Raw genomic sequence first — 26,393 nt, 5'->3', positions numbered from 1 at the left:
TGGCGTTGCGAGGGCGGTAAACCGACCCTAAAGCAACGCCATGACCAACAGCATTTCGACGCGTCTGGCTGTGCTGGGCTCAGGCCCGGCCGGCTTCACCGCGGCCATCTACGCAGCGCGCGCCGGCCTTAGCCCGATTGTTATCCAGGGCATCCAGCCCGGCGGCCAGCTGACCACTACCACGGACGTCGAGAACTATCCCGGTTTCCGCGACGTCATCCAGGGCCCGTGGCTGATGGAGGAGATGCAGGCGCAGGCGGAGCACGTCGGCACCAAGGTCGTCTGGGACCACATCTCCGAAGTCGATCTATCGCGGCGTCCGTTCCGGCTGACCGGTGACAGTGATACCCAATATTTCGCCGACGCTTTGGTCATCGCGACCGGAGCGCAGGCCCGTTGGCTGGGGCTTCCGTCCGAGGAGCATATGAAGGGCAGGGGCGCGTCGGCTTGCGCCACCTGCGACGGCTTTTTCTACCGCGGCAAGAAGGTGGCGGTGATCGGCGGCGGCAACACCGCGGTCGAGGAAGCGCTCTATCTCACCAACCACAGTCATGACGTCACTTTGGTCCACCGCCGCGACAGCCTTCGCGCCGAGAAGATCCTGCAGGACCGGCTGTTCGCCAACCCGCACATCAACATCGTCTGGGATTCGGAAGTCGCCGAGTTCGTCGCCGGCGGGGAGCCGGAGGCGCTCGTCGGCCTGGATCTCCGCAATCGCCGCACCGGCGAAATCAGCCGGATCGAGGTAGAAGGCGCGTTCGTGGCGATCGGCCACAAGCCGGCGACCGAGTTGTTCGAGGGGCAACTCGACCTGGACGAAGACGGGTACATCAAGGTCGAGGTCGGAACGACCCGCACCAACATTCCCGGCGTGTTCGCCTGCGGCGACGTGATGGACAAGATCTACCGGCAGGCCGTGACCGCTGCCGGCACCGGCTGCATGGCCGCTCTAGATGCCGAGAAATATCTTGCTGCCCAGGAGTACGAGGCCATTGCCGCCGAGTAATCAGCGGCTTGCAGCTTTCCTCTCGTAGATAGCCTCAACGAAATAGAGGCCGTGCGGCGGGGCGTTCAGGCCCAGGGCATTCCGGTCGACCGCATCGAGCGCCGCTTTGATGTCGCCGGACTTCCACTGTCCGCGTCCGACCAGCGCCAGGCAGCCAACCATCGACCGGACCTGATGGTGCAGGAAGCTGCGCGCGCCCGCCGCGACGTGGATCTCGTCGCCGTGCTGGCTGACCTCCAGCCGATCGAGGGTCTTCACGGGGCTGTCTGATTGGCAGTGAGCTGAGCGGAAGGTCGTGAAGTCGTGTCGCCCCACGAGGTGTGCCGCTCCTTCGCGCATTGCCTCAGCGTCGAGCGGCACCGGGATATGCCACACGCGGCCCGAATCCAGCGCCGGCGGAGCACGACGGCTCAGGATACGGTAGAGATAATGCCGCCCGACGCATGAAAAGCGCGCGTGCCAGTCGTCCGCGACTTCAGCGACGTCCAGAACCGAAATCGGCTGCGGCCGCACGAGTGCGTTAAGGCCCTCCCGAAGCCGGTGCGCGGTCAGCGGCTTGGAGAGTTCGACATGCGTGCTCATCGCCAGAGCATGCACCCCGGCATCGGTGCGGCCGGCGGCAGTGAAGACGGCCTTCTCGCCGCTCATCCGCTCCAGCGCTTCTTCCAGCGACTGCTGAACCGACGGCCCGTGGTCCTGCCGCTGCCAGCCCATGAACGGACCGCCATCATATTCCACCGTCAGCCGCCAGCGCGTCACGGCAGGATCGTGCCCTTCGGTATGGCGAAACCGCGCAACAGCTCGTCAGGCGTCATAGGCGCGCGCCCGGCCCTCTGCACGCGCAGTGGGCGGAGGCCCTGCAGGCCGCAGGCAATATTCAGCTGATCGTCGAGAACCTCGCCCGGCATTCCCGTTACGTCCACGGGTGCAGCGGCGAGCAGCTTGATGCGCTCCCCACCGGCCTCGAACCAGGCGCCCGGCGCCGGCGAAAAGGCCCGCACCTGACGCTCGATCTCCTCGGCGGGCCGGCTCCAGTCGATTCGTGCTTCGGACTTGTCGACCTTGGAAGCGTAAGTCGCGCCTTGATCAGGCTGCGGGACCGGTGGGCCAGGGTGATCCAACCATTCGGTCAGCGCAGCCGCGCCGAGTCTCGCCATCTCGTCAGTGACTTGCCCGGCATTCTTCCCGCGAATGTCGAGCTCGCGTTTGAGCAGCATCGGCCCGGTATCCAGGCCCTCGTCCATCCGCATGATGGTGACGCCGCTCACCTCGTCCCCCGCAAGGATCGCGCGCTGGATCGGTGCCGCGCCGCGCCAGCGGGGCAGCAGCGACGCATGGACGTTCACGCATCCGGCCTTCGGGGCCTCAAGGATCGGCGCCGGGAGGATGAGGCCGTACGCGGCAACGACACCAATGTCGGCGTCCACGCCCCGGAAGAGCCCCTGTTCCTCGGCATCGCGGAGCGAGCGCGGCGTGCGAACCTCGATCCCCAGCTGCTCCGCCCGCTGGTGCACCGCTGTCTTGCGCTCGCCCTTGCTGCGGCCTGCCGGCCGTGGTGGCTGCGAATAGACCGCGGCGATGTCGTGACCGGCCGCGACGAGAGCGTCGAGGCTCGGCACCGCGAAATCCGGCGACCCCATGAAGACGATGCGCATCGCGCCCGCACTTGCGGGCGGCGTGTCCGCCGGTCAAGAAGTGCCACCATGGCGTCCCAGGAGATCGAAGCGCTGACACAGGCGCTGGCGCGACTGCCGGGGCTCGGCCCGCGCTCGGCACGCCGCGCCGTCCTGCACCTCATGAAGCGCCGCGAAACGACGCTGCAGCCGCTTCTCACCGCGCTGCAGAGCGTCGCTGATCGCCTCTCGACCTGCTCCATCTGCGGTAACGTGGACACCTCCGACCCGTGTTCGATCTGCCGGGATCCCCGCCGCGACGACAAGGCGCTGTGCGTGGTCGAGGAGGTCGCCGATCTGTGGGCGCTCGACCGCTCCCGCCTGTTCCCCGGCCGCTACCATGTCCTGGGCGGCCGCCTTTCCGCCCTCGAAGGCGTGCGGCCGGAGGACCTCACGATCGACCAGCTCGTCCGCAGGGTCGCCGAAGGCGGCATCGACGAGGTCGTGCTTGCAATGAACGCCACCCTGGAGGGCCAGACCACCGCCCATTATCTTGCCGAGCGACTCGAAAGCTTCCCCATACGTCTCAGCCAGTTGGCGCACGGACTTCCCGTCGGTGGTGAGCTCGACTATCTCGATGAGGGGACTCTGGCCCAGGCGCTGCGCGCCCGCCGCCCCATCGCTTGAAGCAACAGTCCCGAACGACTAAATCAGCACCATGGCCATTCGCCCCATCCTCGAAGTCCCCGACCCGCGCCTGCGCGAGATCTCGAAGCCCGTCGAAAGGTTCGACGAGGACCTGCGCATCCTCGTCGCCGACATGTTCGAGACGATGTACGACGCGCCGGGCATCGGTCTGGCGGCCATCCAGGTCGGCGTCCCCCAGCGCGTGCTGGTCATCGACCTTCAGGAGCCGGTCGAAGAGGACGGCGAGCCGGTCAAGGACCCGAAGGTCTTCATCAACCCCGAGATCCTTGAGCACTCCGATCAGGACGTCCCCTATAACGAGGGCTGCCTGTCTGTCCCCGACCAGTACGCGGAAGTCGACCGGCCCGACCGAATCAAGGCGCGCTGGAAAGACCTCGACGGCACTGTTCACGAGGAAGAGATCGACGGGCTGCTGGCGACCTGCCTGCAGCACGAGATGGATCACCTCAACGGCGTCCTGTTCATCGACCATCTGTCACGCCTGAAGCGCGACATGATCCTCAAGAAGATTGCCAAGCTCCGCAAAGAGCAGCAGAAAAAGGCCGCTTAGGCGCCGATCGAGGCATCCGCTTTCCGGCAATCCTCGGCACATTCACGGCACATCTGGGCACATAGCTTGCAATGCTCGTGGTCGTGGCTTTCGCACTCGGCCGCGCAGGCGTCACAAACTCGCGCGCACAGCTCCAGCATCTCGCGGATCACCTGCTCGTTCGATCCGGTTCGACGAAGCGCGATGCTGCACGTCGCCTCGCAGATATCGGCGCAGTCCAGGCACATGCGAATGCACTGGTGCATGTCCATCTTCTCGGCCGAGCATGCGTCGGCGCAGCTCAGGCACATCTTCGCGCAATACATGAGGTGATGAACCGCATCGCCCAGCGGCTGGTTGACGTGCCCCTGAACATCGGGGTGCAGTGAAATCATCTTGCGAATGGACATTGTTTTCTCCTCGCTCCGACAGGCTAACGTTCCGCTTGAGCGCTGGGTCCGCGCGGCTTACAGTTCCCATTCTGTTCCGGGGGAGTCACGGTGATGAGTGCGCTGTTTGCACTGCTGGTTGCGTTGGGCGCACTTGTGGTCGGGGTGATCCTTGGCTGGTTGCTGGCAAGCCGGTCGACGGGACCGCTGACTGGGGAACGTGATCAGGCGCGCGCCGACGCCGAGGGCTGGCGGCTGAAATTCAACGAAGCGGTCGTCAACCTCGCAGGCGAAGTGGAGAAGACCCGTCGCCTCGGTGATCTGGAAACCCAACTGGCGGCAGAACGGGGTGTCGCCAGCACGCTGAAGGCGGAAGTCGCGGCCTACCGCCGTGGCGAAGAGGAGCGCGAGAAGGCGTTCGAAGCAAGGCTCGCGGAGATCAAGGACGCCAAGGAGAGCCTGTCGGCCCAGTTTCAGGAGATTGCGGGGAAGCTCCTCGGCGATGCCCGCAAGACCTTCCTCGAACAGGCCGGAGAAAGGTTTACGCAGACGGTCACGCCGGTGGAGGCGCTTCTCAAGAGCTACCAGGAGAAGCTGCAGACGATCGAAAAGGAGCGGGTCGACCATTACGCCGGCCTTCGCGAGGTCGTGGATCTCGTGCGGACGGGGCAGGGGCAGGTGCGCGACGAGACGCGCAATCTCGTCAATGCTCTCCGCTCGGCTCCCAAGACCCGCGGTCGCTGGGGCGAGCAGAGCTTGCGCAACGTTCTGGTGCAGTCCGGGCTGGTCGAGGGCATCGACTTTCAGATGGAAGTCTCCGTCAACACCGACGACGGGCGGCTGCGCCCCGACGCGGTCGTGAATCTGCCCTCCCTGCGCAAACTGATCATCGACGCGAAGTGCTCGCTCAACGCCTTCCTGGAGGCTTGCGAGGAAGTCGACGAGGACCGCCGGGCGGCCTGCTTCAAGGCGCACGTCGCGTCCATCCAGCGGCATGCGCAGCAGCTCGGCTCCAAGGCTTACTGGTCGCAGTTCGGCGACGCTGCCGATTATGTGATCATGTACATTCCGGGGGAGCACTTCCTGACTGCTGCGCTCGAGCAGGATCCGGAGCTCTGGGAGAAGGCGTTCAAGGACCGAGTGCTGCTTGCTACGCCGACAAACCTGGTGGCCATCGCACGGACGGTCGCAAGCGTCTGGCGGCAGGAGAAACTAGCCGAAGCGGCCAGTGAAATCGCGAGCCTGGGCAAGGAGTTGCACTCGCGCCTTGCAACCATGAACGAGCATATGGCGCGGGTCGGCAAAAACCTCGCTACCGCGAACGGCGCCTATAACCAGATGGTCGGCAGCTTCGAAAGCCAGGTGCTGAGCCAGGCCAAGCGCTTCGAGGCGCTGGGAGCGGGGAGCGCCAAGGCGCTCGAGACCCCGCCAATGTTGGAGATCGCGCCACGGCCGCTCACGAAGCTGGGGCCGAGGCCGGACACCGACGAGGCGCCGCAGATCGCGGCTGAATAGGCGAAGACTTGCCAAATAGGAGTTTGGCTGCTCGTCTGCTGAAAGGCTTATCGGTCCTCAGGCAGGATGCGCCGCAACCGCTCCGTTACCGTGAACATTGGGAACATTCGACCCGAGGCTAGAGGCCGCCGCAGCCGTTGAAGCGGCGTCCGTCCACGTCGACCTGGACCTTGTCCGGGTAGGTGCGGTCGCTCATCCCGTCGCTGCACTGACCGTGAACGATGTTCACGTGGATCCGGGGCGTGTTGTAGATCTCGCCGGCGAACCCGACGATCACCTGCGGGCGAGGCTGTGAAATCGGCTGCGTGTCCGGCGCAGTGAAGGTGATCTCGCGCTCGTCGATGACCAGTCCCCAGAACGGCTCGGTCCCGGTCGCGCGATATGAAGCGGCAGCAGGGACGGGGGCAGGTAGCGGTGGCGGTGGCAGTGAAGGCGGCGGGGGCGGAGCCATGCAGCCGCTCAGCAGCAGCGTCGCGACGGCGGTTTCAAGTCTTTTCATGGGCGGACCGTTTAGCGCCAACTCGCCCGGATGGCGAATGACATGACGGCCGTGGCCACCGCAGCGTTCAAGCTGTCGGCCCGGCCCGCCATCGGAATCTTCACCAGCAAGTCGCACGCGGCCTCATACTCGGGCGGCAGGCCCTGCTGCTCGTTGCCGATTAGGAGGAAGCACGGTTCGCTATAATCTGCATCGAGATAATCGTGCGTGGCCTTGAGGCTCGTTCCGACCAACTGGCCGCGGCCGGAACGCAGCCACTCCAGGAACTCAGGCCAGCGCGCAGCGGCCACCTGCTGGGTGAACACCGCGCCCATGGAAGCTCGGACCGCCTCGACGGAATAGGGATCGGCGCAGTCGTCAATCAGGATCAACCCACCGGCGCCGACGGCATCACCGGTCCGCAAGATGGTCCCGATGTTACCAGGGTCGCGAAGGGCCTGGGCAACGATCCACAGCGAGGACGCGGACCGGTCAATCAGCTTCGGCGATGTCTCCGATTGCCGGTAGGCGCCGAGCAGCATCTGCGGATTGTCCTTCCCCGACATCTTGGAGAGGATGTCCGCGGACGTCTCGATCGCCTCGCCGCCTGCCGCTTCCGTCGCGGCGATGATCTCGGCGGCAAGCGGATGCTTTGCGCCTTCAGCCGAGAAGGCGATGATCTCCGGCAGCCTGCCGCTGTCGCGCGCCTCGGCGATGATCCTCAACCCCTCGGCCAGGAACAGCCCTTCGCTGCGCCGCGCCTTCTTGTCGCGCAGGGAGCGCAGGCGCTTCACGGTTGCGTTGGAGAATGCCGTGACCTGGCGCGGCATGCCTATTCCTCGCCGAAGCGGTTCTCGACGAGTCCGACGAGTTTCTCGAGCGCCGAGTCGGCGTGCATTCCATCGGAATGGATGACGATCGTGTCGCCCATTGCAGCGCCAAGCATCATCAGGCCCATGATCGACGTTCCGCACACTCGCGAACCGTCCTTCTCGACCTCGATCACGGCATCAAGGTCGCTGGCCATGGCGACGAACTTGGCGCTCGCCCGGGCATGCAGCCCCCGTTTGTTGACGATCAGGACCTCGCGGCTGACCGCGGTCAAGCAGCCGCTTCCCCAAGCACCTCGGAAGCGACCGAGATATACTTGCGGCCCGCCTCGCGAGCGGCCGCGACGGCCGCGTGGACGCTCATGACCTTGCGCGCGCCTTCCAGCCTGATCAGCATCGGCAGGTTGACGCCGGCGATGACCTCGACATTCTCGCTCTTCATCAGGCTGATCGCGAGGTTCGACGGCGTTCCGCCGAACAGGTCCGTGAGGATGATGACGCCCTGGCCCTGCTCGACCTTGCCGATTGCAGCGGCAATGTCCTTGCGCCGCCCCTCCATGTCGTCTTCGGGACCGATGCAGATGGCTTCGATCGCCTCCTGCGGCCCGACCACATGTTCAAGGGCAGTGACGAACTCGGCCGCAAGCCGGCCATGGGTCACCAGCACTAATCCAATCATTCGTTCAACTCGCCTGCCTCAGCATCTCGCCTGGGATCGGCCTCAATGGTGTCGCTCGGCGGCGAGGCCAGGTCTCGGTGGCGGACATTCGGAGAAAACCCCGATCTACGCAATCGCTCCGCAATCTCGACGGCGGCCCCGACGGAACGGTGGCGCCCTCCCGTGCATCCGAACGCGACGGTCACGTAACTTTTGCCCGCCGCCCAGTAGCGGGGAATCCAGTCGATGAGAAGCGCTTCGACGCGGTCCATCGTCTCGGACCAGGACGGCTGCGCGGACAGATATTCCTGCACCGCACCGTCTTCTCCGGTCAGCGGCCGCAGTTCCTCGATCCAGTGCGGATTGGGAATGAACCGAAGGTCGAAGACCAGGTCGGCAGTCCGAGCGACTCCGCGGGCGAAGGCAAACGAAGTCACTGTCAGCACCGGCTGATCGGAGTCGTCGCCATAGCGGCGGCGCAGTTCGTCCCGGAGGTCCGCGGGACTGAGGTCCGTGGTGTCGAGCACGCTGTCGGCGGCAGCGCGCACCGGCGCCGTCAGATCGCGCTCGCGGGCAATTCCGTCCTCGGCAGGGCGGTCGGGCGCAAGCGGATGGAGACGCCGGGTCTCGCCATAGCGGCGAATCAACTCGGCGCCGGAGCAGTCGAGGTAGAGGATCTCGGGGACGACACCGTCAATGCCCCGAACCAGTCCGGGCAGTGTCGCGGCATTGAAGCCGCGGCTCCGTGCGTCCATGCCGACGGCAACCGGGCTGACGCGGCACTCGCGATCGCTGCCGACGAACGCTTCGAGGAGGTCGACGGGCAGATTGTCGACCGTGTCCCAGCCCATGTCCTCGAGCGCGTCGAGCACGGTCGACTTGCCCGCCCCGGACATACCGGTGACGAGCAGGAGCCGTGGCAGCCGCCGCGCTCCGGACATCAGAACCGCAAGCCGTTTCGGTCGAGCGCCAGCGCCACTTTCGACGGCGCGGACGCAGTCATCGCGTCGATGCTGATGAGCGGCAGCGGCACGCCCAGGATCGGCCGGTCGCGGCTGTCGTCGGGAAGCCGCTGGACGTCGCCGGTAAGCTCGACAAGCAGTGCAACCGGAACATCCTCGATATGATCCATCTCGACGATGCCGATGCCGCGGATCTCGAGCTTGCCGGCGATCGTTGGCGGCGCCGAGGCAATCAGCCGGTTCGCTTCACGCTTGACGATCGTCTGGTCGTCACTGACGAGAATGAATCCGCGATCAAGCAGGCGAAGCGCCAGGTCCGACTTGCCGGATCCAGACATGCCGGTGATCAGGACCGCGCGACCGTCCAGCGCGACTGTGCTTGCATGCACCGTTTCCGCCGACAGCCTCGACCCCGCAGCGCTACCCGGCTGAGTCACGCGCGATCGGCCGCGGGCAAGCGGATGATGAAGCGGGCACCCGATGGCGCGTCGTCACGGTCTCGCACGTCGATCTCCCCGTCGTGGCCTTTGACGATTGCCTGGGCGATCGCAAGGCCGAGGCCGGAGTGCCGGCCGAAATTCTCACCTTCCGGGCGCACTGAATGGAAGCGGTTAAAAATCGCTTCGCGCGCCTCTTCTGGAACTCCGGGACCTTCGTCGTCGATGCGGATCCGGACTTCCTCGCCGACACGGGCGGCGGCAATCTCGATCAGTCCTCCTGCGGGCGAAAAGCTGATCGCGTTGTCGATGATGGCATTGATCGCCCGGGCAAGCCGGTCGGGCTTGCCCATCACCACAGCCGTGGCACGGCGAGGGCGGGCGAACGCGATCCTGGCGTCGCCCTTCTCGCGGCGGGTTTCCCAGCTTGCGACGAGCTGCTCGATCAGGGGCCCCAGATCGACCGGCTCGAAAGTGGCGCGCGCCAGTTCGGCATCCGTGCGGGCCGCTTCGCTGATGTCGCTAATCAGCCGGTCGAGCCGGACCACGTCGTCGCGGGCGATAGCGATGAGTCGGCGTTGCAGCGTAGGATCTTCGACACGCTCAATGCCCTCCACGGCCGACCGGAGCGACGCGAGCGGGTTCTTCAACTCGTGGGTAACGTCGGCCGCAAAAGCCTCGATGTTATCGATCCGCTGCCGCAGCGACTGGCTCATGTCGGAGACCGCCCGCGCAAGCAGACCGACCTCGTCGGTGCGCGAGGGCAGGCGAGGGACGCGGACCTGCCGCGATCGGCCGAGCCGCACGCGGTGCGCGGCAAGGGCCAGCCGGCGGATGGGTCGGGCGATTGTCCGGGCCAGGAACAGGGACAGGAATACCGACAGGACGATCACCGCCGTCATCGCCAGCGCGATACCTGTACGCTGTTTTCTGACCGTCCGCGTGAACGCGCGGTCGTTGTGGGTCACAAGCACGATGTCCTGCCCCACAGGGGCCGCCGCAGAGATCACCGGCGTCAGGTCGGGGGCGTTGCGCACTTCGCTGACGGTCTTGCGGCTCGATCGGGCGCGAACGGCTTCTGGCCAGGCATCGGCGCGGTCCACCCTGGGCTCCTGGAAGTCATCGAGCGGTTTGGCGCCTACGATGGTGTTGAACCCTTCATCGAGCGCCCGAGCGGCGTCCTTGGTCCAGCGCTGGGTCGTCGGGTCGACCAGCTCGTATGTGGGTCCTGTAAGCTGCCAGCTGTCCGCCAGCCGACGGCCATCCGGTCCGTAGAGCCGCACCCGGCTGTCGGTGGCCCGCGAGATGTCGGCCAGCAAGGAGGCACGTTCGGCGGGGTCGACGTGGGTGAGTGCTTCCGCGGTGGCCGTCGCTTCGATGCGGGTCTGCCGACTGCGTTCGGAGCTCAGGCGATTGCGGAACACGTCGAGGTACAGAGTGCTGAGCGCGACGAGGAACAGCGTCAGCACGTTCACGGCGAGGATTCGATGCGCAAGCGTCCAGCGCCCCGACCAGCTCAACTGCAGGTCGTCATCGTCCTCACTGGTCGTCGAAACGGTATCCGACGCCATACAGAGTCTCGATTGCATCAAAGGTGTTGTCCGCCTGCCGGAACTTGCGGCGAATGCGCTTGATATGGCTGTCGATGGTGCGGTCATCGACATAAACGTCTTCCTGATAGGCGATGTCGAGTAGCTGATTGCGCGACTTCACGACGCCCGGGCGTTGGGCGAGCGCCTCGAGGATCAGGAATTCGGTCACGGTGAGGGTCACGTCCTTGCCGTCCCATCGCACCTTGTGGCGCGCCGGGTCCATCGCCAGTCGTCCGCGCTCGATCAGTTGCGGTTCGGCGTCCTGGCTGTCGGCTGCCGCTTCGCCCCTCGCAAGCTCCTGGCGCCGCAGGATCGCTCGGATTCGTGCGATCAGCAGCCGCTGCGAGAAGGGCTTCGCGATATAGTCGTCCGCGCCCATCGCGAGGCCGAGCGCCTCGTCCAACTCATCATCCTTCGACGTCAGGAAGATGACCGGCATCGAGCTGAATTCCCGCAACCGGCGAAGCAATTCCATGCCATCCATATTGGGCATCTTGATGTCGAAAACGCCTAGTGCCGGAGGGCTGTCGGCGAATGCTTTCAGCGCGACGGCAGGATCGGAATAGACGCGCGTCACGAAACCTTCGGACTGCAAGGCAATCGAGACCGACGTGAGGATGTTGCGGTCATCGTCGACCAGCGCGATCACATCGCTCATTGCCGCCTCTCGCGCACCCCTGCCGGTTGAAGGCTCGGGCTTAGCAGAGGAGCGTCGCGAAACAAGGCAAGAGCAGCCGCGCAATGTTAGCGCTACCCTAAGCTGAAGTGCTCTCCACGCGGTCTATGCCGTTTTGACCGCGCAACTTTTTCGGGTTTATAGGCCCTCGCATACGTATGCGGCGGCAGGCTCAAATGGTCGCCGCCGCTTTTGACATTTGCAGAAGAAGGACGTTTGTCAGTGACCGATCGGGTTCCCCACAGCCGCCTCGACACGCAAGGGATTGCGACGGGAGCGGAGATCTTCTGGAATCTCACCACGGCGCCCCTGGTCGAACATGCCGTCCGCCGCGGCGAGGGCCTGTTGGCCAAGGATGGCCCGCTCGTCGTCCGCACCGGACTCCACACTGGACGGAGCGCGAAGGACAAGTTCACCGTCAAGGACGAACTGACCGAGAACGTCATCTGGTGGAACAACGGCAACCAGCCGATGGAGCCGGACGCTTTCGATCGCCTCCACGACGATTTCCTGCTGGCGCTCGCCGACAAGGATCAGCTCTACGTTGCCGACCTCTACGGCGGCTCGCAGCCCGAGCACCGGGTCAAGGTGCGCGTGATCAACGAGTTCGCGTGGCACAACCTGTTTATCCGCACGCTGCTGGTTCGCCCTGAAGCGCAGGACCTCGCGGACTTCGTGCCGGAGTTCACGATCATCGACCTGCCGAGCTTCCGCGCCAGCCCGGAGCGTCACGGCTCCCGCACGGAAACGGTGGTCGCGGTGAACTTCACCAAGAAGCTGATCCTGATCGGCGGCACGGCCTATGCCGGGGAAATGAAGAAGTCCGTGTTCGGGCTCCTGAACTTTCTGCTCCCGCCGAAAGGCATCATGCCGATGCATTGCTCGGCCAACATCGGGCCGAGCGGCGACACTGCGGTCTTCTTCGGCCTCAGCGGCACCGGCAAGACGACGCTTTCCGCGGATCCGAACCGCACGCTCATCGGCGACGACGAGCATGGCTGGTCGGACACCGCTGTGTTCAACTTCGAAGGTGGCTGCTACGCGAAGATGATTCGTCTTTCTGCGGAGGCAGAACCCGAGATCTATGCGACGACCAAGCGCTTCGGCACTGTGCTGGAGAACGTCGTCGTCGACCCGGTCACGCGCGAGCTCGACCTCGACGACCCGAAGTTCGCCGAGAACAGCCGCGGCGCTTACCCGATCGACTTCATCCCGAACTCGTCGGACGAAAACATGGGGCCAGTTCCGAAGAACGTCGTCATGCTCACCGCCGACGCGTTCGGAGTTCTGCCTCCGATCGCTCGACTGACGCCCGACCAGGCGATGTATCACTTCCTGTCGGGCTACACGGCCAAGGTCGCCGGTACGGAGATCGGCGTCACGGAGCCGGAAGCCACCTTCTCGACCTGCTTCGGCGCGCCCTTCATGCCGCGCCATCCATCCGTTTACGGCAACCTGCTCAAGCAGCGCATCGCCGAGGGCGGCGTCAACTGCTGGCTGGTCAACACCGGCTGGACCGGCGGCAAGTACGGTGTTGGCAAGCGCATGCCGATCAAGGCGACCCGCGCGCTACTCAATGCGGCGCTCGACGGCAGCTTGAATAATGCCGAGTTCCGCAAGGATCCGAATTTCGGCTTCGAAGTCCCGCTCGAACTGTCCGGCTGCACCGACCTGCTCGACCCACGCAGCACCTGGGCGGAGCCGGAAGAGTATGATCGTACCGCCGCGAAGCTGATCGACCTGTTCGTCGAGAACTTCGCAAAGTTCAGCGACCACGTCGACGAGGGCGTGCGCCAGGCCGCGCCGCGACAACCGGCGCCGTCCCAGACGCAGCAGCAGACGCAGACCACACTCGCATAGGCCCGGACGACGATCGGGCCACTCGAAGGACCCGATTGGTGACCGACTACCACCCGAGACTGTTTGCCGACGACGCTGAGGTGGAACGCTTGGGCGAAGGCTTGCTGGCGCGTAGCGTGCCACGGGCCGAGTGGACGCACGAAGCGCATCTTGCCGCGACGACCTATCTTCTGCTCCGCCGGCACGATCTCCATCTCGACCGGCAGCTGCCGGCGATCATCCGCGGCTACAACGAGAGCGTCGGCGGCGTGAATGACGACACGCAAGGCTACCACGACACAATCACCCGCGTGTTCCTGCACGGCGTTCGGCTGTTCCTGAGCGAAGCCAACCTCAGCGATCCGCTGCACGAAATGGTCAACGAGCTGCTGGTGTCTCCGATGGGCAAGCGCGACTGGCCATTGCAGTTCTATTCGCGAGAGCTGCTATTCTCGGTGGAAGCCCGACGCAGCTTCGTCGCCCCCGATCTCGCTGCTCTGCCCTAGGTTGAAGGCCCGGGAAGCCGGCCCTCCGGCTCGACCGTCAGACAGTTCCCATCGACCCCGGTAATGCGCACCCGCTCGCCGGCCGCGGCCGGACTGCCACGGGCGCTCCAGTCGCTGTCGCCGACGCGGACCCGCCCGCTATGCTCATCAATTGCTGTGATCACCGTCACGACCTTGCCCACCAGGCGTGCCGCGCGATTGTTGAGGAGCGGATCGGCGCTTTGCCGATGATTGACATAGAAGCGGCGTCCGGCGGCGACCGCGAGCAGCGCGTAGACGACGAACAAGGCAAGCTGCGCGCCAATGCCTAGTCCGAACAAAACCGTGAACAGGCCGGTGGCGATCGCCGCCGCTCCGACGAACAGGAGGAAGAAGCCTGGAGCGATGACTTCAGCGATCAGCAGGACGACCCCGCCGATCAGCCACAGCCACCCCGGGTCGATGCCGCTCATCATCGGGTTTCGGGCACTCCGGGCGACGGCTTGGCTCTCGCGACCGACGCGGATTTTGCGCCATCGCCGAACGCTTCCTTCGCCACCTCGGCGATTCCGCCGAGGGTGCCCATCAGCTGCGTGGCCTCGAGCGGGAACAGGATCGTCTTGGCGTTGGGCGAAGTGGCAAACATCCCCAAAGCATCAACATATTTCTGAGCGATGAAGTAGTTGATCGCCTGCGCACTTCCACCCTCGATGGCGTCGCTCACCGACTTGGTTGCATTGGCTTCGGCCTGAGCGGCGCGTTCGCGCGCCTCGGCTTCGCGGAAAGCGGCTTCGCGAGCACCCTCGGCCGACAGGATCGCGGATTGCTTCTCACCCTCCGCGCGCAGGATGGCCGACTGACGGGAGCCCTCGGCTTCCAGGATCACGGCCCGCTTCTCGCGCTCTGCCTTCATCTGCCGGGTCATGGCGTTGACGATGTCCTGGGGCGGGCGAATGTCGCGCAGCTCGACGCGGGTAATCTTCACGCCCCAATTCTCGGTGGCGTTGTCGACGACGGCGAGCAGCCGGGTATTGATCTCGTCCCGCTTCGACAGGGTCTCATCGAGGTCCATCGAACCCATGACGGTGCGCAGGTTCGTCGTCGAAAGAGCCATGATAGCCATGTAGAGATCGCTGACCTCGTACGCTGCCTTGGCGGCATCGAGCACCTGGAAGAACACCACGCCGTCCACGGCGACCATGGCGTTGTCCTTCGTAATGATTTCTTGCCCGGGGATATCGAGCACTTGCTCCATCATGTTTATCCGGCGGCCGACTCGATAGAAAAACGGCGTGACGAAATTGAAGCCCGGCTCTGCCACGCGCACGAAGCGGCCGAAATGCTCGATCGTGTAGCGATTGCCCTGGCGGACGATCTTCACGCTCATCATGATGAACAGGACGACCAGGAAGGCGATCACGGTCAGGAAGGTGGTCAGCATGAAATCCCCCGCATTATGCTGTCCCGATGATGCGACGCTCAAGGCTGTTGTGGAAAGCGAAATCGATATGACGCCAGACTTGTTCGCCATACGGTCGGTTCTGTTCCTGCCTGCGTCCAACAGCCGCGCCATCGCCAAGGCGAGGGAGGCCGGGTCAGATCTGGTGGTCCTCGACCTGGAGGACGCCGTGAGGCCGGCCGACAAGAATTCGGCTCGAGGTGCCGCGGTTGAGGCGGTCGCAAGCGTTTGGAAGACGCCGGTGGCGATCCGCGTGAACGGGGTCGGGACGGAGTGGCATTCGCTCGACGTTGATGCAGTCGCCCGCTCGAACGCAGACCTCATCGTCGTTCCGCGTGCGATCTCCGGTCGTCTCGTTCGGGGCGTTGCAGAAGCCGTCCGGAAGCCGGTGCTGGCGATGATCGAAACCGCCGCAGGCGTTCTCGCCGCTGCGGAGATTGCTAGTGAAGCGGCGGGCCTGATTGCCGGGACGAACGACCTCCGCGCCGACCTCCGGCTGCCGCTAGACTCGGACCGGCAGGCGATCTCGGCATCGTTGCAGTTGATCGTACTCGCCGCGCGCGCTGCAGGAGTCGCGGTGTTCGACGGCGTCTACAACCGACTCGACGATGCACAGGGTTTCCTTGCTGAAGCAAGCGCGGGCAGGGGCCTGGGGTTCGACGGCAAGAGCCTTATCCATCCCAACCAAATTGCCCCTTGTCACGGGGCATTCGCGCCCGGCGCGGAGGAGATCAAACGGGCGCGGCGGCTGGTCGAGGCGTTCAACGGAGGTGCCGAGCGGTTCGAGGACGAGATGATCGAGCGCATGCATGTCGAGCAAGCCAGACGAGTTCTCGCGCGCGCCGGCGCCTGACGCACTTGGCGAATCGCCCGTTCCTTGGCATGGGCCGATATGGCCGACCGCTCGCAAGCTCCCGAAATCCCGCTGGGCCTCACGTTCGATGACGTCCTCCTGCAGCCGCTCGAGTCGAGCGTGCTTCCAAGCCAGGCTGACACGAAGACCCAATTGACCCGCGGCATCCCGCTCAACATCCCGATCCTATCGTCGGCAATGGACACCGTGACCGAGGCCGACATGGCGATCGCACTTGCGCAGGTCGGCGGCATCGGCGTGCTTCACCGCAACCTCGACGTCGAGACGCAGGCGACTGCCGTTCGTCAGGTAAAGCGCTTCGAAAGCGGCATGGTGGTCAATCCGATCACCATGGAGCCTGACCAGACGCTGGCCGAAGCGTTGGAGCTGATGAAGACTCACCGCATCAGCGGCATTCCGGTCGTGCAGCGCTCCGGAAAGCTCTGCGGCATCATCACCAACCGTGATGTGCGGTTCGCGGAGAACCCGCGTCAGCCGGTGAGCGAGCTGATGACGAAGGAGAACCTCGCGACGGTACCGGTGGGGACGACTGAGGCCGACGCCCGCCGCATCCTTCATCAACGTCGGATCGAGAAGCTGATCGTCGTCGACGAAAGCGATCATTGCGTTGGCCTGATCACGGTGAAGGACATCGAGAAGTCTGTTGCGTCGCCGCTTGCGACCAAGGACGCCGAGGGCCGCCTGCGCGTGGCGGCGGCGACGACGGTCGGAGACGCTGGCTATGCACGTTCCGAAGCGCTGATCGATGCGGGCTGTGACTGCATCGTCATTGACACCGCTCACGGCCACAACATCGACGTCGCTCGCGCCGTAGAGCGGGTGAAGCGGCTGTCGAACGCAGTGCAGGTTGTGGCTGGCAACGTCGCGACGGCCGAAGCGGCTCAGGTCCTGGTCGACGCCGGCGCCGATGCGATCAAGGTGGGTATCGGCCCCGGCTCTATCTGCACGACGCGGATCGTGGCCGGAGTGGGCGTGCCGCAACTCACCGCCGTCATGAACGCAGCACGGGTCGGGGCTCGGGCCGGCGTGCCGGTGATTGCCGACGGTGGTATTCGGACCAGCGGCGACATCGCCAAGGCGCTGGCTGCCGGTGCCTCGACCGTGATGGTTGGCTCGCTTCTCGCAGGCACCGAAGAGGCACCGGGCGAGATATTCCTGTACCAGGGTCGCAGCTACAAGTCGTACCGCGGCATGGGATCGGTCGGTGCAATGGCGCGCGGCTCGGCGGACCGTTATTTCCAGCAGGACATCAAGGACCATCTGAAGCTCGTCCCGGAAGGCATCGAGGGGCAGGTGCCCTACAAGGGGCCGGTCCGTGAGATCATTCACCAGCTGGTCGGCGGCGTGAAGGCAGCCATGGGCTACACGGGGTCTTCAACGATCGCCGAGCTCCAGAAGCGGGCGCGCTTCGTCCGGATCACGAATGCCGGCCTGTCGGAGAGCCACGTCCACGACGTCGCGATCACCCGCGAGGCTCCCAACTATCCCACCCGCTAAGCAATGACGCCGGCGGCGCGGCTGCAGGCGGCGGCCGAAATCCTGGACGAGGTCATTGCCGCCGCTCGCGACAACGGGCCGCCCGCCGACACCATCGTCACCCGCTATTTCAAGCAGCGGCGCTATGCCGGGTCGAAGGACCGGCGGGCGATCCGTGAACTGGTATTCCACGCGATCCGGCGATCCGCAGAACGTCCGGCAAACGGGCGCGCGGCAATCCTTGGTTTGGCCGAAGATGAGCCCGAACTCGCTGGACTTTTCGGCGAGCCAAGGGGGCCAGAGCCGCAGGGGCCGGACGAGCCCGCCGCGCCTGCATCCATTATACCTGACTGGATTGTCCCCGAGTTGTCAGCGCTGGTCGGACGCGACGAGTGGGCCGCTCTACTGGAACGGGCGCCTCTGGACTTGCGCGTCAACCTGATCCGGGCACGGCGCGATGACATGCTTGGGCAGTTCGGTGGAGCGCAGCCGACGCCAATCAGTCCATGGGGCATCCGCCTGCCAACCGAGACTCGAGTTGACGATCACCCTGCATTCGTCGCCGGGCAGGTCGAGGTCCAGGATGAAGGCAGCCAGCTGATTGCTCTGACCTGCGCTCCTTCAGACGAAGAGACGATTCTCGACCTCTGTGCCGGCGCGGGCGGCAAATCGCTTGCCCTTGCGGCGGCTGCGCCGCGGGCACGGATTGTGGCGACCGACTCAAACCGTGCTCGCCTGGCGCAGCTTTCGCCCCGCGCCGCGCGTGCAGGAGCAGTCATCGAATCTCGACTCATCAACCCGCCGAACGAACCCACCGACCTGGCCGAACTGCGCGCGAGCTGCGATCTCGTGCTTGTAGATGCCCCCTGCTCCGGAAGCGGCACGTGGCGGCGGAACCCGGAGGGCCGTTGGCGCCTCACGCCCGAACGCCTCGGACGGCTGAGTTCGCTTCAGTCCCGACTGCTGGACATTGCCGCTGAGATGGTTCGTCCGGGCGAACGACTCGTCTATGCCGTGTGCTCGCTGCTGTCCCGCGAAGGAGCAGGCCAGGCCAGCGCCTTCCTCAGCCGGCATTCATCGTGGACCATCCATGATCCTGCGATCGGCGGCGGGCGCCCTGATGGGGGTGGCCGGCTACTGACTCCGGGGCACGACGGGACCGATGGCTTTTTCATCGCGGAGTTCCGTCGGCCGTGTTAATGCGTCGGGCTGAACGTGGAGTGAGATTGATGCGTCTGAGTGCTGTTGCCGCTCTGGTGGTCGGGTTTGCTTGCGTCGCGATTGCGCTTCCTGCGTCAGGACAGCGCGCCGACGTCCAGATCTTCCCGAAGTCGGTCGAGTACCAGCACCAGGGCGAAGCTCTGCTTGCCGCCGGCAAGCTCGCAGAGGCTGAGGACGTGCTTGAGGCTGCACTTGCAGCCGATCCGCGCAACCGCTGGGCGTTCGTCGACATCGCCAAGGTGGCCGAACGGCAGCGTCTGTTCGGCAAGGCCGTCCGGATGACCAACAAAGCCCTGATCCTGGAGCCGAACGATCCGGACGCAATCGCCGTGCAGGGCGAGGCAATGGTCGAGCTAGGCGCGATGACGCGCGCTCAGGCCAACCTCCAGAAGCTCCAGCGGATCTGCGCTCGCGGTTGCCCGCAACTGTCCCGCCTGTCCTCGGCGATCACGCGCGGCCGCAGCGTAGCCGCTGTAAAGGTCCCGTCGAACTCGAAGACTGACTAGCTTAGGGCTCTTGCCAGGCTGACCCACTCGGCGATGCCAAGGGTCTCGGCGCGGCGTTCAGGATCGATACCAAGCGACTGAAGAGCTTCGACTGCTCCGGGCAGCGCCTTTAGGCTGGATCGCAGCATCTTGCGCCGCTGTCCGAACGCGGCCTCCGTCACTCGCTCGAGCACCGTGGGCGACACACGATCAGGCGCCTGCTTGGGCACGATGTGAACAACGGCGGACGTGACTTTGGGCGGGGGGACGAACGCAGACCGGCTGACCGTCATCGCAATGCGCGCCTCCGAACGCCATTGGGCAGCGACCGACAACCGGCCGAACGCTTCGCTCCCCGGCCGGGCGACAATGCGATCAGCGACCTCTTTCTGGAACATCAGCGTCAAAGAGCGCCACCACGGCGGCCAGGCCTCGGTCGTCAGCCAGCGCAACAGCAGGGCCGTGCCGACGTTGTAGGGCAGGTTCGCCACAACGTGGGCTCCATCGCCGACCTCCGCGGGCTCATCGATCTGCATCGCGTCCGCTTGGAGGACTCGCAAGCGCTCCCCGAACAGCTGCTCAAGCTCTGCCAGTGCCGGGATGCAGCGGCGGTCGCGTTCGACTGCGACGACGCGCGCGCCGGTGTCGAGCAAGGCTCGCGTGAGGCCGCCGGGGCCGGGGCCCACTTCGTAAACCGTCTCGCCCTCAAGCTTGCCGGGCACGGCAGCAATGCGCGCAAGAAGCTGCCGGTCGAGGATGAAATTCTGCCCGAGGGCTTTGGTAGCGGTGAGCCCGTGCCGGGCGATCACGTCGCGCAGCGGCTCGGGGCCGGAACTCACGGAGTGTCGGACCGGTATGCGGTGCATTCGGCAGCCACCCGAAGCGCGGATGCCATTGGTCGCGGGTCAGCGCGGTCTTGCCCGGCGAGGCGGAAAGCGGTGCCGTGGTCAGGCGCGGTGCGAACGATCGGAAGGCCCAGCGTAATGTTGACGGCGTCCTCGAAGTGCAGCGCCTTGATCGGGATGAGAGCCTGATCGTGATACATGCACAGGGCTGCATCGTAGGTGCTGCGTGCCGAAGCATGGAACATCGTGTCGGCCGGATGTGGCCCGGTCACGCGCCAGCCTTCGGCGGCAAGCGCTGCGATCGCCGGCTCGATGACGTCCACGTCCTCGCGTCCGAGCGCTCCGCCTTCGCCAGCATGGGGATTGAGGGCGGCGATGGCGAGACGCGGCTCGGCAATGCCGAAGTTGCGCTGAAGACCGCGCAATACGGCGCGAGCACGCGACTCGATGAGCGCGGTTGTAAGCGCGGTCGGCACCTGCGACAGCGGCAGGTGCGTCGTCACGGGCACAGTCCGGAGGGTGGGGCCGGCTAGCATCATGGCGACGTTCCCCGATGAGACGCCGCATCGCTCCGCAACGAATTCAGTCTGCCCCGGATGGGCGAAGCCGATCGAGTAGAGCTGCTCCTTCGCGACCGGTCCGGTGACGACCGCTCCGGCCGAGCCTGATCGTGCGAGCCCGACAGCGATCTCGAGGCAGTCCAGCGAACAATGCGCTCCAGCGACGCTCGGATGACCAGGCACGTCCGCCTGTGCGGCCGACAGCTGGATAAGCGGCAGGCCGATGTCGAACGCCGTCGCCGCATCGCGCGGATCGTCGATCGCCGCGATTGGCCCGTCCCAGACGCTCTCGATGGAGCGCGCGTCACCAATGGCGACGAAGGGCATTAGTCCGAACTCGAACCGGTGGTCCCAGCATTTGGCGATAACCTCGGGGCCGATACCCGCTGGGTCACCCAATGAGACGGCAATCGGAAGGTCCGGACGTTGTGCCAAGGTGCTCTGGCGACGATCGCTCTAGCGGAAGTCGATGATGGCGTCACGGCGCAGGTCGCGCAGGTAGCGCTGCGAACGGCTGTTCACCCGCTCTTCGTTCAGGCGGTTGAAGACCTGGTCATAGCTCGGCGCGGAGGAGTCCATCTCGTCGCGGCCGCAGATGACCAGAACCCGGACGCCCTCATCGACGCTACCGAACGGCTGCGTCGCCTGCCCGACCTGCATCGGCAGCATTAGCTGCTGGAGCGCAGGAGGCAGGTCGCGCATCTTGATCTCATCCCTCTGGAGCAGCTCTCCGTGGAAATCAGCGGCGAGCTTGTCCGCACCGCCGCACCCGCCCACGGTGCGAGCAGAGTCTGCGAAGCGGGCGAGCACGGGCTCGGCCTGCGGCCGGCTCGTTCCCTTCGGGAAGCTGATCGAGACCTGCTTGAGGCTGAGGATAGCATCGCGCGGATCCGGCGTGAGGATCTTGCGGGTGTCCTCGACTGCGAGGATCGATACACCGCCGGGCACGGGGATCGGATTGCTGACGGTTCCCGGGCCCATGCTGCGAAGGACCGCGGCAAGCTGCTGCGGCAGCTGCTCCGGCCGAACCCAACCAAGATCGCCGCCGACGGCGGCGGTGGACGCTTCAGAATACTGGCGAGCATAGGCTGCAAACGATGCACCGTTCTTCAGCTGCTCAAGGATCTTGTTAGCGTTTGCCTGTATCTGCGGCTCGCTGGTAGGCGTTGCCGACAGGAAGATCTCACCGACGTGATATTCCTGCGTTCCCTTGGATGCATTCATCCGGTCAAGGATGGCCTTGACCTCGTCTTCGCCAACGCTGACCGTGTCCTCGATCTTGTCGCGCTGCAGACGCTGCCAAGCGATTTCACCCTGGATTTGCCGCCGCAGGGTATTGATCGACGAACCATTGGCCTGGAGATAGGTTGCAAGTTGGTCCGGCGTCTGCTTCACGTTTGCAGCTACCCGCTCCAGGGCCTTGCGAATGTCGCTTTCCTTCACTTCGATCTTGTCGGCCTTCGCGGCCTGAATCTGTAGTGTTTCGTCGATGAGGTTGCGAAGCACTTGCTGACGCAAGCGCTCGACCTCGTCAGCAGGAATTTTGCCATTGTTGGCGAGAACCAGCAGCGCCACTCGCTGGTCGACGTCGGTCTGAGTGATGACTTCGCCATTCACAATGGCGGTCGCCTTGACGACGGACGGCATCGCCGCCCCGAACAACTGCGGGTTCTCGGGCAGCTTGAGCGCGCTGGAGCTGTTGACCGGCTGCTCGGTGTCCTGCGTATCTTGAGCATCCTGCGCCACCGCCGCACTCGCGGCGGCAAGAGCGAGTGCTGCTACCCCGAAGCACGCGCGCGCCAAAGTCACTCGAAACTGTCCTGCCACGTTCGATCTATCCCTTTGAAATCCCGCCAGCGTGGCCGCAACCCTCTAGCAAGCCCCGCTGAACGCAGGCTTAGCGGCCAAGCCCCTTCAAGGCCAAGTGAAAGCTGAAGGTGCTACCCTTACGGAAGGTCCCGATTTGCTCATAGTCGCGCCGCCAGGAGAGGCCAAGCTGAATGCATGCGTCCTCATATTCGATGCCCAGTCGATTGCGGACCGGAGTGTAGCCGTCGGCGATCGACAGCGGGTCCTGCCTCTTGTCGGTCAGGTCGACAACCGTTGCACCGAAGATGGACCAATAGCGATGGAATTTGACCCGGCCCGCAAGCCGAAGCTCCTCGTGATCCCGGAGGTCCTCGATCGCGGTATCGATATTCCGGTCGAGCAATAGATAGCCGAGCTGAAGATACGTCTGTTGGGTGCCAAGCGTCAGGTCGACTTCGTTGCGGCGGACGGCGAAGTTGTTCTTGTCGATGCGGTACCGGTCGGTGATGTCGAGAAGCCGGCCAAAGCGCACCCTGGTCCTTCCCACGAAATCTGAGAACTGGTCGGTAAGTCCCGTTCCTTCAGGGAAGATCGACGGCCGGCTTGCAATTCGGTAGCTCTGTCCGATGTTGCTCGTGATCGAAAGGTTGGGGCGTTCAAGAGTCCAGTCCGCGCCATAGGTGATCCGGGACGCGTCCTCCCACCGGTCGTACCCCGGGAAGCGATTGAGCGCGAAGAGATTGCTGTCTTCCAGGTCGACGGAACGGGCGTCCTCGTTGGGGATATCGAGGTTCGGCGTGGCCGGGGTAAGGACCAGCTGCACGCGCGGAACCAGGGTCTGGATGCCCCCGAACGCAGGTCCGACGAACGGCCACTTCACGTCTGCAGCCAGTGCGAAGATGCCGCGGTTATGCCAGCCGTCGGTGCCTCGGTAGAGCGCCACGGCGGTGCTTTCCGCGTCATCGGTGTGGTAGATGTCGCCCCGGGCGTAACCCGTGAGCGTCAGTTCCTGACCCCAGCGCGTAAGCCTCCGCAGGTCCCATCGAGCGCTTGCAAATGCGCGTTGCGTATCCTGTCCGTCGATGCGGAGGATGGACAGGCTGTTGCCCTGAAGTTCGACGGTGCCGCCAAACACCGGATCCTTGCCGCGGAAGCGCGCGTCGATCGCCGGGAGGGCGATAGGGATCTGCTTCTGGACGTCGTCGACCCGCAAGCCCTCGAACGCCCAACCGGCGATGCTGATGTAGGAATTGGGCGTGATGCGCTCAACGTTGACCACGTTGCGCAGCCGGTCGTCGCGGGTGAGGTCGTAGCGCCGGGTGACCGTCTTGTCGGTCGCTAACCGAATGGAACTGGTGATGCTCCAGAATGGGTCTAGCTGGGCCTTGCCGTTGCCCTCGATGTAGGCGCGAACGCCGTGACCCTCGATGGTTTCGGTATCGTCCGGGTCGGCGCTCTCGATGCCGCCGTAGGTGACGAACCCGCCAATCTGGAAAGCGCCGAGCCGGTCGAGATGGCGGTACTTGGCCTCAAGTGCTGGCCAAACGCCCGTGAACAGATGAGGTGTTACCGTTAGATCGCGGTTCGGAGCGATTTGCCAGTGATAGGGAACGGCGAGTTCGAGGCCCTTCTTCGTCGAGTAGCTGATGTCGGGGACCAGCCACCCGGTCCCGCCTTGGTCGCTGGTGCCTACGGTGAAGATCGGCAGGAGCGGCAGATTGATACCGAACAACTGCAGGCGCCCGCCTTCGAAGCGAACGCGCTGCCCGTCGGGATCCTGGATCACCCGTGCGGCCGTGATCGACCAGCTCGGCCGTTTCGGGCAGCCGCCCGGCGTCGTGACGGGGCAGGGCGAGTAGATCGCATTGTCGAGGGTGACGACGTTGCCGGACCGCGTGCCACGTCTCGCGGCGATGCGGCCCCCGCTCTCGAGTACCATGAGCAGGTTGTTCACGGTCCCGTCGCGGAGGGTGTCGGTCAGGACTACATTGTCGCCGACGAGCTTGTCGCCCTGCGGCGTCAGCACCACCACATTGCCGAGCGCCCGGACTTCGCCGCTCTTGCGATTCCACACCACCTGGTCCGCGGCGAGGTAATTCCCATCGCGCTGCATTCGAACCGCGCCGGCGACCGTGACGACGTCGGCATCGCTGTCGTAGATGACGCTGTCGGAGCTGAAGATGATTTCCGGATCGGCGGCAGCTGGGGCGGGGGGCGCAGCCTGGGCGACTGGCGCAGCCGGTGAAACCGTTTGCGCGGCTAGGGGCCCGCTAACCGTGACGAGCATCGGCAGCGCCGTCCACCACGCGATCCTGTTACGCAAGCTGCTCGTCCCGCCGCCGGTTGTCGTTCACTCGAGGCGCCTATTGCACCTTGGCGATGCGGCGACAATCTCGTGCGCTCCTTTTGCCAAGGCGCAGCCTGCATCCTAAAGGCCTGCGCAAGCATCCCTGTTCGAAGGATTGTTCGTGATGGAAATTCGCTTCGCCGACACTCGGCCGGAGGGTGACTTCGCCCTCGTTCTTCCCGTTGCCGGCAAGGAGCGCAAGGCGCTCGGCTCGCTCGGCGAAGCGCAAGCCCAGGTGTCGGCAGCGCTGGAACGCCAGCGCTTCGAGGGCGAACCGACGAGCGTCGCCGAGCATTTCATCGATCAAGCCGGTCGTACGCGCCGTGTGCTCGTGGTTGGCTCCGGTGCGGGTGCGCCCGTCGCTGACGGCGCCGAGAAGCTGGGCGGGACGGTTGCTGCTCGGCTGCTGACCTCTGGCGAGGCGCGCGCGGTCATCGACCTGACCGGCCTGGGCTACGACGCAGACGCCGCGGCGCGGGTCGCCTTCGGCGCGGCACTCCGCTCATGGCGCTACGACCGTTACCGGACGACGCTCAAGGACAAGCAGAAGCCCAGTTTGACGGAGATCGTGATCGTCGGCGGCGGATCCGCGGCCGAGCAGCGCTACCGTTCGCGCTGGGAGCCGGTCGCCCAGGGAGTCGCGCTGACTCGGGAGCTGGTCACCGAGCCCGCAAACATCATCTACCCGGAAAGCTTCGTCGAGCGCGTGCGCTCCTCGCTGGACGGCAGCGGCATCGAAATCGAAGTGCTCGACCGGGCTGCCATGGAAAAGCTCGGCATGGGCGCTTTGCTCGGAGTGGCGCAGGGCTCGGTCCGTGAAGGCCGCATGCTCATCATGAAGTGGAACGGCGGCGGCAAGGGCGCACAGCCGACCGCCTTCGTGGGCAAGGGGGTCACGTTCGACACCGGCGGCATCTCGATCAAGCCGGCTGCCGGTATGGAATCAATGAAGTGGGACATGGGCGGCGCAGGCGCGGTCTCCGGTGCCATGAAGGCGCTCGCACTCCGCAAGGCCAAGGCGAACGTCATTGGCATCTGCGGTCTCGTCGAGAACATGCCCGGCGGCAATGCGCAGCGCCCTGGCGACGTAATCACGACCATGTCGGGCCAGACCGTCGAGGTCATCAACACGGACGCCGAGGGCCGCCTCGTTCTCGCCGATGCGATCACCTACGTGCAGCGCACCTTCAAGCCGGGCACGATCATCGATCTCGCGACCCTCACCGGCGCGATCCTGATCAGCCTCGGGCATGAGTGGGCCGGCCTGTTCTCCAACAACGAGGATCTCGCTTCGACCCTCATCAAGGTCGGTGACGAGTCCGGCGACAAGTTGTGGCGGATGCCAATGGGCGAGCCCTTCGACCGCCTGATCGACTCGCCGATCGCCGACATGAAGAACGTCGGCCCGCGGGAGGGGGGCTCCATCACCGCCGCCCAGTTCATTCAGCGGTTCGTCGACGACGGAGTTCGCTGGGCGCACATCGACATGGCCGGGAAGGCCTGGTCGGATAAGCCGGGGTCTACCTACGAGAAGGGCGCGACAGGCTACGGCGTGCGCTTGCTGGATCAATATGTCGCGGACGTGCTGGAGGCCTGAGGG

The 26,393-nt window shown here is 65.0% G+C and carries 28 protein-coding genes; 11 read left to right on the top strand and 17 right to left on the bottom strand.

Going from position 1 to position 26,393, the window contains the following annotated elements; all coding sequences use genetic code 11:
• Positions 1 to 40 precede the first annotated feature (40 nt).
• Positions 41 to 1,006 carry a thioredoxin-disulfide reductase gene (gene trxB, locus ACUXST_RS04310; RefSeq protein ID WP_458388704.1) on the top strand — a complete coding sequence of 322 codons (966 nt, stop codon included), beginning with the start codon at positions 41 to 43 and terminating at the stop codon, positions 1,004 to 1,006.
• Here the strand turns inward: trxB and truA are convergent, their stop codons facing one another.
• On the bottom strand, positions 1,007 to 1,765 hold the full coding sequence (gene truA / locus ACUXST_RS04305) for a tRNA pseudouridine(38-40) synthase TruA (protein WP_458388703.1): 759 nt from the start codon (positions 1,763 to 1,765) through the stop codon (positions 1,007 to 1,009). It abuts the gene before it with no gap.
• Positions 1,762 to 2,661: a methionyl-tRNA formyltransferase gene (fmt, locus tag ACUXST_RS04300; protein ID WP_458388702.1), complete on the bottom strand. Its 900-nt coding sequence runs from the start codon at positions 2,659 to 2,661 to the stop codon at positions 1,762 to 1,764. The genes truA and fmt overlap by 4 nt, the downstream gene beginning before the upstream one ends.
• A 48-nt stretch (positions 2,662 to 2,709) precedes the next feature.
• On the opposite strand from fmt, the gene recR reads away from it, so the two are divergent.
• Together recR and def are read left to right on the top strand one after the other, a co-directional pair.
• Entirely contained in the window at positions 2,710 to 3,306 is a 597-nt protein-coding gene (gene recR / locus ACUXST_RS04295) for a recombination mediator RecR (protein ID WP_458388701.1), read from the top strand.
• A 31-nt stretch (positions 3,307 to 3,337) separates the two neighbouring features.
• Positions 3,338 to 3,877, top strand: coding sequence for a peptide deformylase (gene def / locus ACUXST_RS04290; RefSeq protein ID WP_458388700.1), 540 nt, complete (start codon positions 3,338 to 3,340; stop codon positions 3,875 to 3,877).
• On the opposite strand, the gene ACUXST_RS04285 is transcribed toward def, so the two are convergent.
• Complete coding sequence (locus ACUXST_RS04285; RefSeq protein WP_458388699.1) at positions 3,874 to 4,266, bottom strand: four-helix bundle copper-binding protein; 393 nt, start codon at positions 4,264 to 4,266, stop codon at positions 3,874 to 3,876. The genes def and ACUXST_RS04285 overlap by 4 nt on opposite strands.
• 93 nt (positions 4,267 to 4,359) lie before the next feature.
• On the opposite strand from ACUXST_RS04285, the gene rmuC reads away from it, so the two are divergent.
• A complete protein-coding gene (rmuC, locus tag ACUXST_RS04280; protein WP_458388698.1) occupies positions 4,360 to 5,760 on the top strand; it encodes a DNA recombination protein RmuC in 1,401 nt (466 codons plus the stop codon).
• A 118-nt stretch (positions 5,761 to 5,878) separates the two neighbouring features.
• On the opposite strand, the gene ACUXST_RS04275 is transcribed toward rmuC, so the two are convergent.
• The 8 genes from ACUXST_RS04275 to ACUXST_RS04240 are packed head-to-tail and all read right to left on the bottom strand — an operon-like array spanning position 5,879 to position 11,375.
• Positions 5,879 to 6,259 carry a COG3650 family protein gene (locus ACUXST_RS04275; protein ID WP_458388697.1) on the bottom strand — a complete coding sequence of 127 codons (381 nt, stop codon included), beginning with the start codon at positions 6,257 to 6,259 and terminating at the stop codon, positions 5,879 to 5,881.
• A gap of 11 nt (positions 6,260 to 6,270) precedes the next feature.
• Positions 6,271 to 7,068: a TrmH family RNA methyltransferase gene (locus ACUXST_RS04270; protein WP_458388696.1), complete on the bottom strand. Its 798-nt coding sequence runs from the start codon at positions 7,066 to 7,068 to the stop codon at positions 6,271 to 6,273.
• Between the two features lie 2 nt (positions 7,069 to 7,070).
• Positions 7,071 to 7,343 (bottom strand): HPr family phosphocarrier protein, encoded by a 273-nt coding sequence (locus ACUXST_RS04265; protein ID WP_458388695.1) that lies wholly within the window; start codon positions 7,341 to 7,343, stop codon positions 7,071 to 7,073.
• The gene (locus ACUXST_RS04260) at positions 7,340 to 7,747 is read right to left on the bottom strand and encodes a PTS sugar transporter subunit IIA (protein WP_458388694.1); all 408 of its coding nucleotides are present in this window, start codon (positions 7,745 to 7,747) and stop codon (positions 7,340 to 7,342) included. Before ACUXST_RS04260 ends, ACUXST_RS04265 begins: the two co-directional genes overlap by 4 nt.
• Complete coding sequence (gene rapZ / locus ACUXST_RS04255; RefSeq protein WP_458388693.1) at positions 7,744 to 8,667, bottom strand: RNase adapter RapZ; 924 nt, start codon at positions 8,665 to 8,667, stop codon at positions 7,744 to 7,746. The genes ACUXST_RS04260 and rapZ overlap by 4 nt, the downstream gene beginning before the upstream one ends.
• Complete coding sequence (locus ACUXST_RS04250; RefSeq protein ID WP_458388692.1) at positions 8,667 to 9,125, bottom strand: HPr kinase/phosphorylase; 459 nt, start codon at positions 9,123 to 9,125, stop codon at positions 8,667 to 8,669. Before ACUXST_RS04250 ends, rapZ begins: the two co-directional genes overlap by 1 nt.
• Positions 9,122 to 10,696: a stimulus-sensing domain-containing protein gene (locus ACUXST_RS04245; protein ID WP_458388691.1), complete on the bottom strand. Its 1,575-nt coding sequence runs from the start codon at positions 10,694 to 10,696 to the stop codon at positions 9,122 to 9,124. The genes ACUXST_RS04250 and ACUXST_RS04245 overlap by 4 nt, the downstream gene beginning before the upstream one ends.
• Positions 10,665 to 11,375 carry a response regulator transcription factor gene (locus ACUXST_RS04240; RefSeq protein WP_458388690.1) on the bottom strand — a complete coding sequence of 237 codons (711 nt, stop codon included), beginning with the start codon at positions 11,373 to 11,375 and terminating at the stop codon, positions 10,665 to 10,667. Before ACUXST_RS04240 ends, ACUXST_RS04245 begins: the two co-directional genes overlap by 32 nt.
• Before the next feature lie 240 nt (positions 11,376 to 11,615).
• Between ACUXST_RS04240 and ACUXST_RS04235 the strand changes: the two genes are divergently transcribed.
• Together ACUXST_RS04235 and ACUXST_RS04230 are read left to right on the top strand one after the other, a co-directional pair.
• Entirely contained in the window at positions 11,616 to 13,253 is a 1,638-nt protein-coding gene (locus tag ACUXST_RS04235) for a phosphoenolpyruvate carboxykinase (RefSeq protein WP_458388689.1), read from the top strand.
• 38 nt (positions 13,254 to 13,291) lie between these two features.
• Positions 13,292 to 13,738 (top strand): hypothetical protein, encoded by a 447-nt coding sequence (locus ACUXST_RS04230; RefSeq protein WP_458388688.1) that lies wholly within the window; start codon positions 13,292 to 13,294, stop codon positions 13,736 to 13,738.
• On the opposite strand, the gene ACUXST_RS04225 is transcribed toward ACUXST_RS04230, so the two are convergent.
• Entirely contained in the window at positions 13,735 to 14,190 is a 456-nt protein-coding gene (locus ACUXST_RS04225) for an NfeD family protein (protein WP_458388687.1), read from the bottom strand. The genes ACUXST_RS04230 and ACUXST_RS04225 overlap by 4 nt on opposite strands.
• Complete coding sequence (locus tag ACUXST_RS04220; protein ID WP_458388686.1) at positions 14,190 to 15,158, bottom strand: SPFH domain-containing protein; 969 nt, start codon at positions 15,156 to 15,158, stop codon at positions 14,190 to 14,192. Before ACUXST_RS04220 ends, ACUXST_RS04225 begins: the two co-directional genes overlap by 1 nt.
• A gap of 67 nt (positions 15,159 to 15,225) precedes the next feature.
• Between ACUXST_RS04220 and ACUXST_RS04215 the strand changes: the two genes are divergently transcribed.
• The 4 genes from ACUXST_RS04215 to ACUXST_RS04200 are packed head-to-tail and all read left to right on the top strand — an operon-like array spanning position 15,226 to position 19,253.
• Positions 15,226 to 16,029, top strand: a complete 804-nt coding sequence (locus ACUXST_RS04215; protein ID WP_458388685.1) for an HpcH/HpaI aldolase/citrate lyase family protein — start codon at positions 15,226 to 15,228, stop codon at positions 16,027 to 16,029.
• A 39-nt stretch (positions 16,030 to 16,068) separates the two neighbouring features.
• Positions 16,069 to 17,547 (top strand): IMP dehydrogenase, encoded by a 1,479-nt coding sequence (guaB, locus tag ACUXST_RS04210; protein ID WP_458388684.1) that lies wholly within the window; start codon positions 16,069 to 16,071, stop codon positions 17,545 to 17,547.
• 3 nt (positions 17,548 to 17,550) lie between these two features.
• A complete protein-coding gene (locus ACUXST_RS04205) occupies positions 17,551 to 18,726 on the top strand; it encodes an RsmB/NOP family class I SAM-dependent RNA methyltransferase (RefSeq protein WP_458388683.1) in 1,176 nt (391 codons plus the stop codon).
• Positions 18,727 to 18,755: 29 nt separating this feature from the next.
• Entirely contained in the window at positions 18,756 to 19,253 is a 498-nt protein-coding gene (locus ACUXST_RS04200) for a tetratricopeptide repeat protein (protein WP_458388682.1), read from the top strand.
• On the opposite strand, the gene rsmA is transcribed toward ACUXST_RS04200, so the two are convergent.
• The 4 genes from rsmA to ACUXST_RS04180 all read right to left on the bottom strand — a co-directional run bounded on the left by rsmA (position 19,250) and on the right by ACUXST_RS04180 (position 24,769).
• A complete protein-coding gene (rsmA, locus tag ACUXST_RS04195) occupies positions 19,250 to 20,071 on the bottom strand; it encodes a 16S rRNA (adenine(1518)-N(6)/adenine(1519)-N(6))-dimethyltransferase RsmA (RefSeq protein WP_458388681.1) in 822 nt (273 codons plus the stop codon). The genes ACUXST_RS04200 and rsmA overlap by 4 nt on opposite strands.
• The gene (gene pdxA / locus ACUXST_RS04190) at positions 20,068 to 21,072 is read right to left on the bottom strand and encodes a 4-hydroxythreonine-4-phosphate dehydrogenase PdxA (RefSeq protein ID WP_458388680.1); all 1,005 of its coding nucleotides are present in this window, start codon (positions 21,070 to 21,072) and stop codon (positions 20,068 to 20,070) included. Before pdxA ends, rsmA begins: the two co-directional genes overlap by 4 nt.
• Before the next feature lie 21 nt (positions 21,073 to 21,093).
• Positions 21,094 to 22,446, bottom strand: a complete 1,353-nt coding sequence (locus tag ACUXST_RS04185) for a peptidylprolyl isomerase (protein ID WP_458388679.1) — start codon at positions 22,444 to 22,446, stop codon at positions 21,094 to 21,096.
• Positions 22,447 to 22,534: 88 nt separating this feature from the next.
• Positions 22,535 to 24,769 carry an LPS-assembly protein LptD gene (locus ACUXST_RS04180; protein ID WP_458388678.1) on the bottom strand — a complete coding sequence of 745 codons (2,235 nt, stop codon included), beginning with the start codon at positions 24,767 to 24,769 and terminating at the stop codon, positions 22,535 to 22,537.
• Positions 24,770 to 24,917: 148 nt separating this feature from the next.
• Between ACUXST_RS04180 and ACUXST_RS04175 the strand changes: the two genes are divergently transcribed.
• Positions 24,918 to 26,390, top strand: coding sequence for a leucyl aminopeptidase (locus ACUXST_RS04175; RefSeq protein ID WP_458388677.1), 1,473 nt, complete (start codon positions 24,918 to 24,920; stop codon positions 26,388 to 26,390).
• Positions 26,391 to 26,393 lie beyond the last annotated feature (3 nt).

The sequence above is a fragment of the Sphingomonas sp. F9_3S_D5_B_2 genome (genome assembly GCF_054263715.1).
Note: the sequence above shows the minus strand (reverse complement) of the source record. Positions and strands in the feature narration are given on the sequence as shown.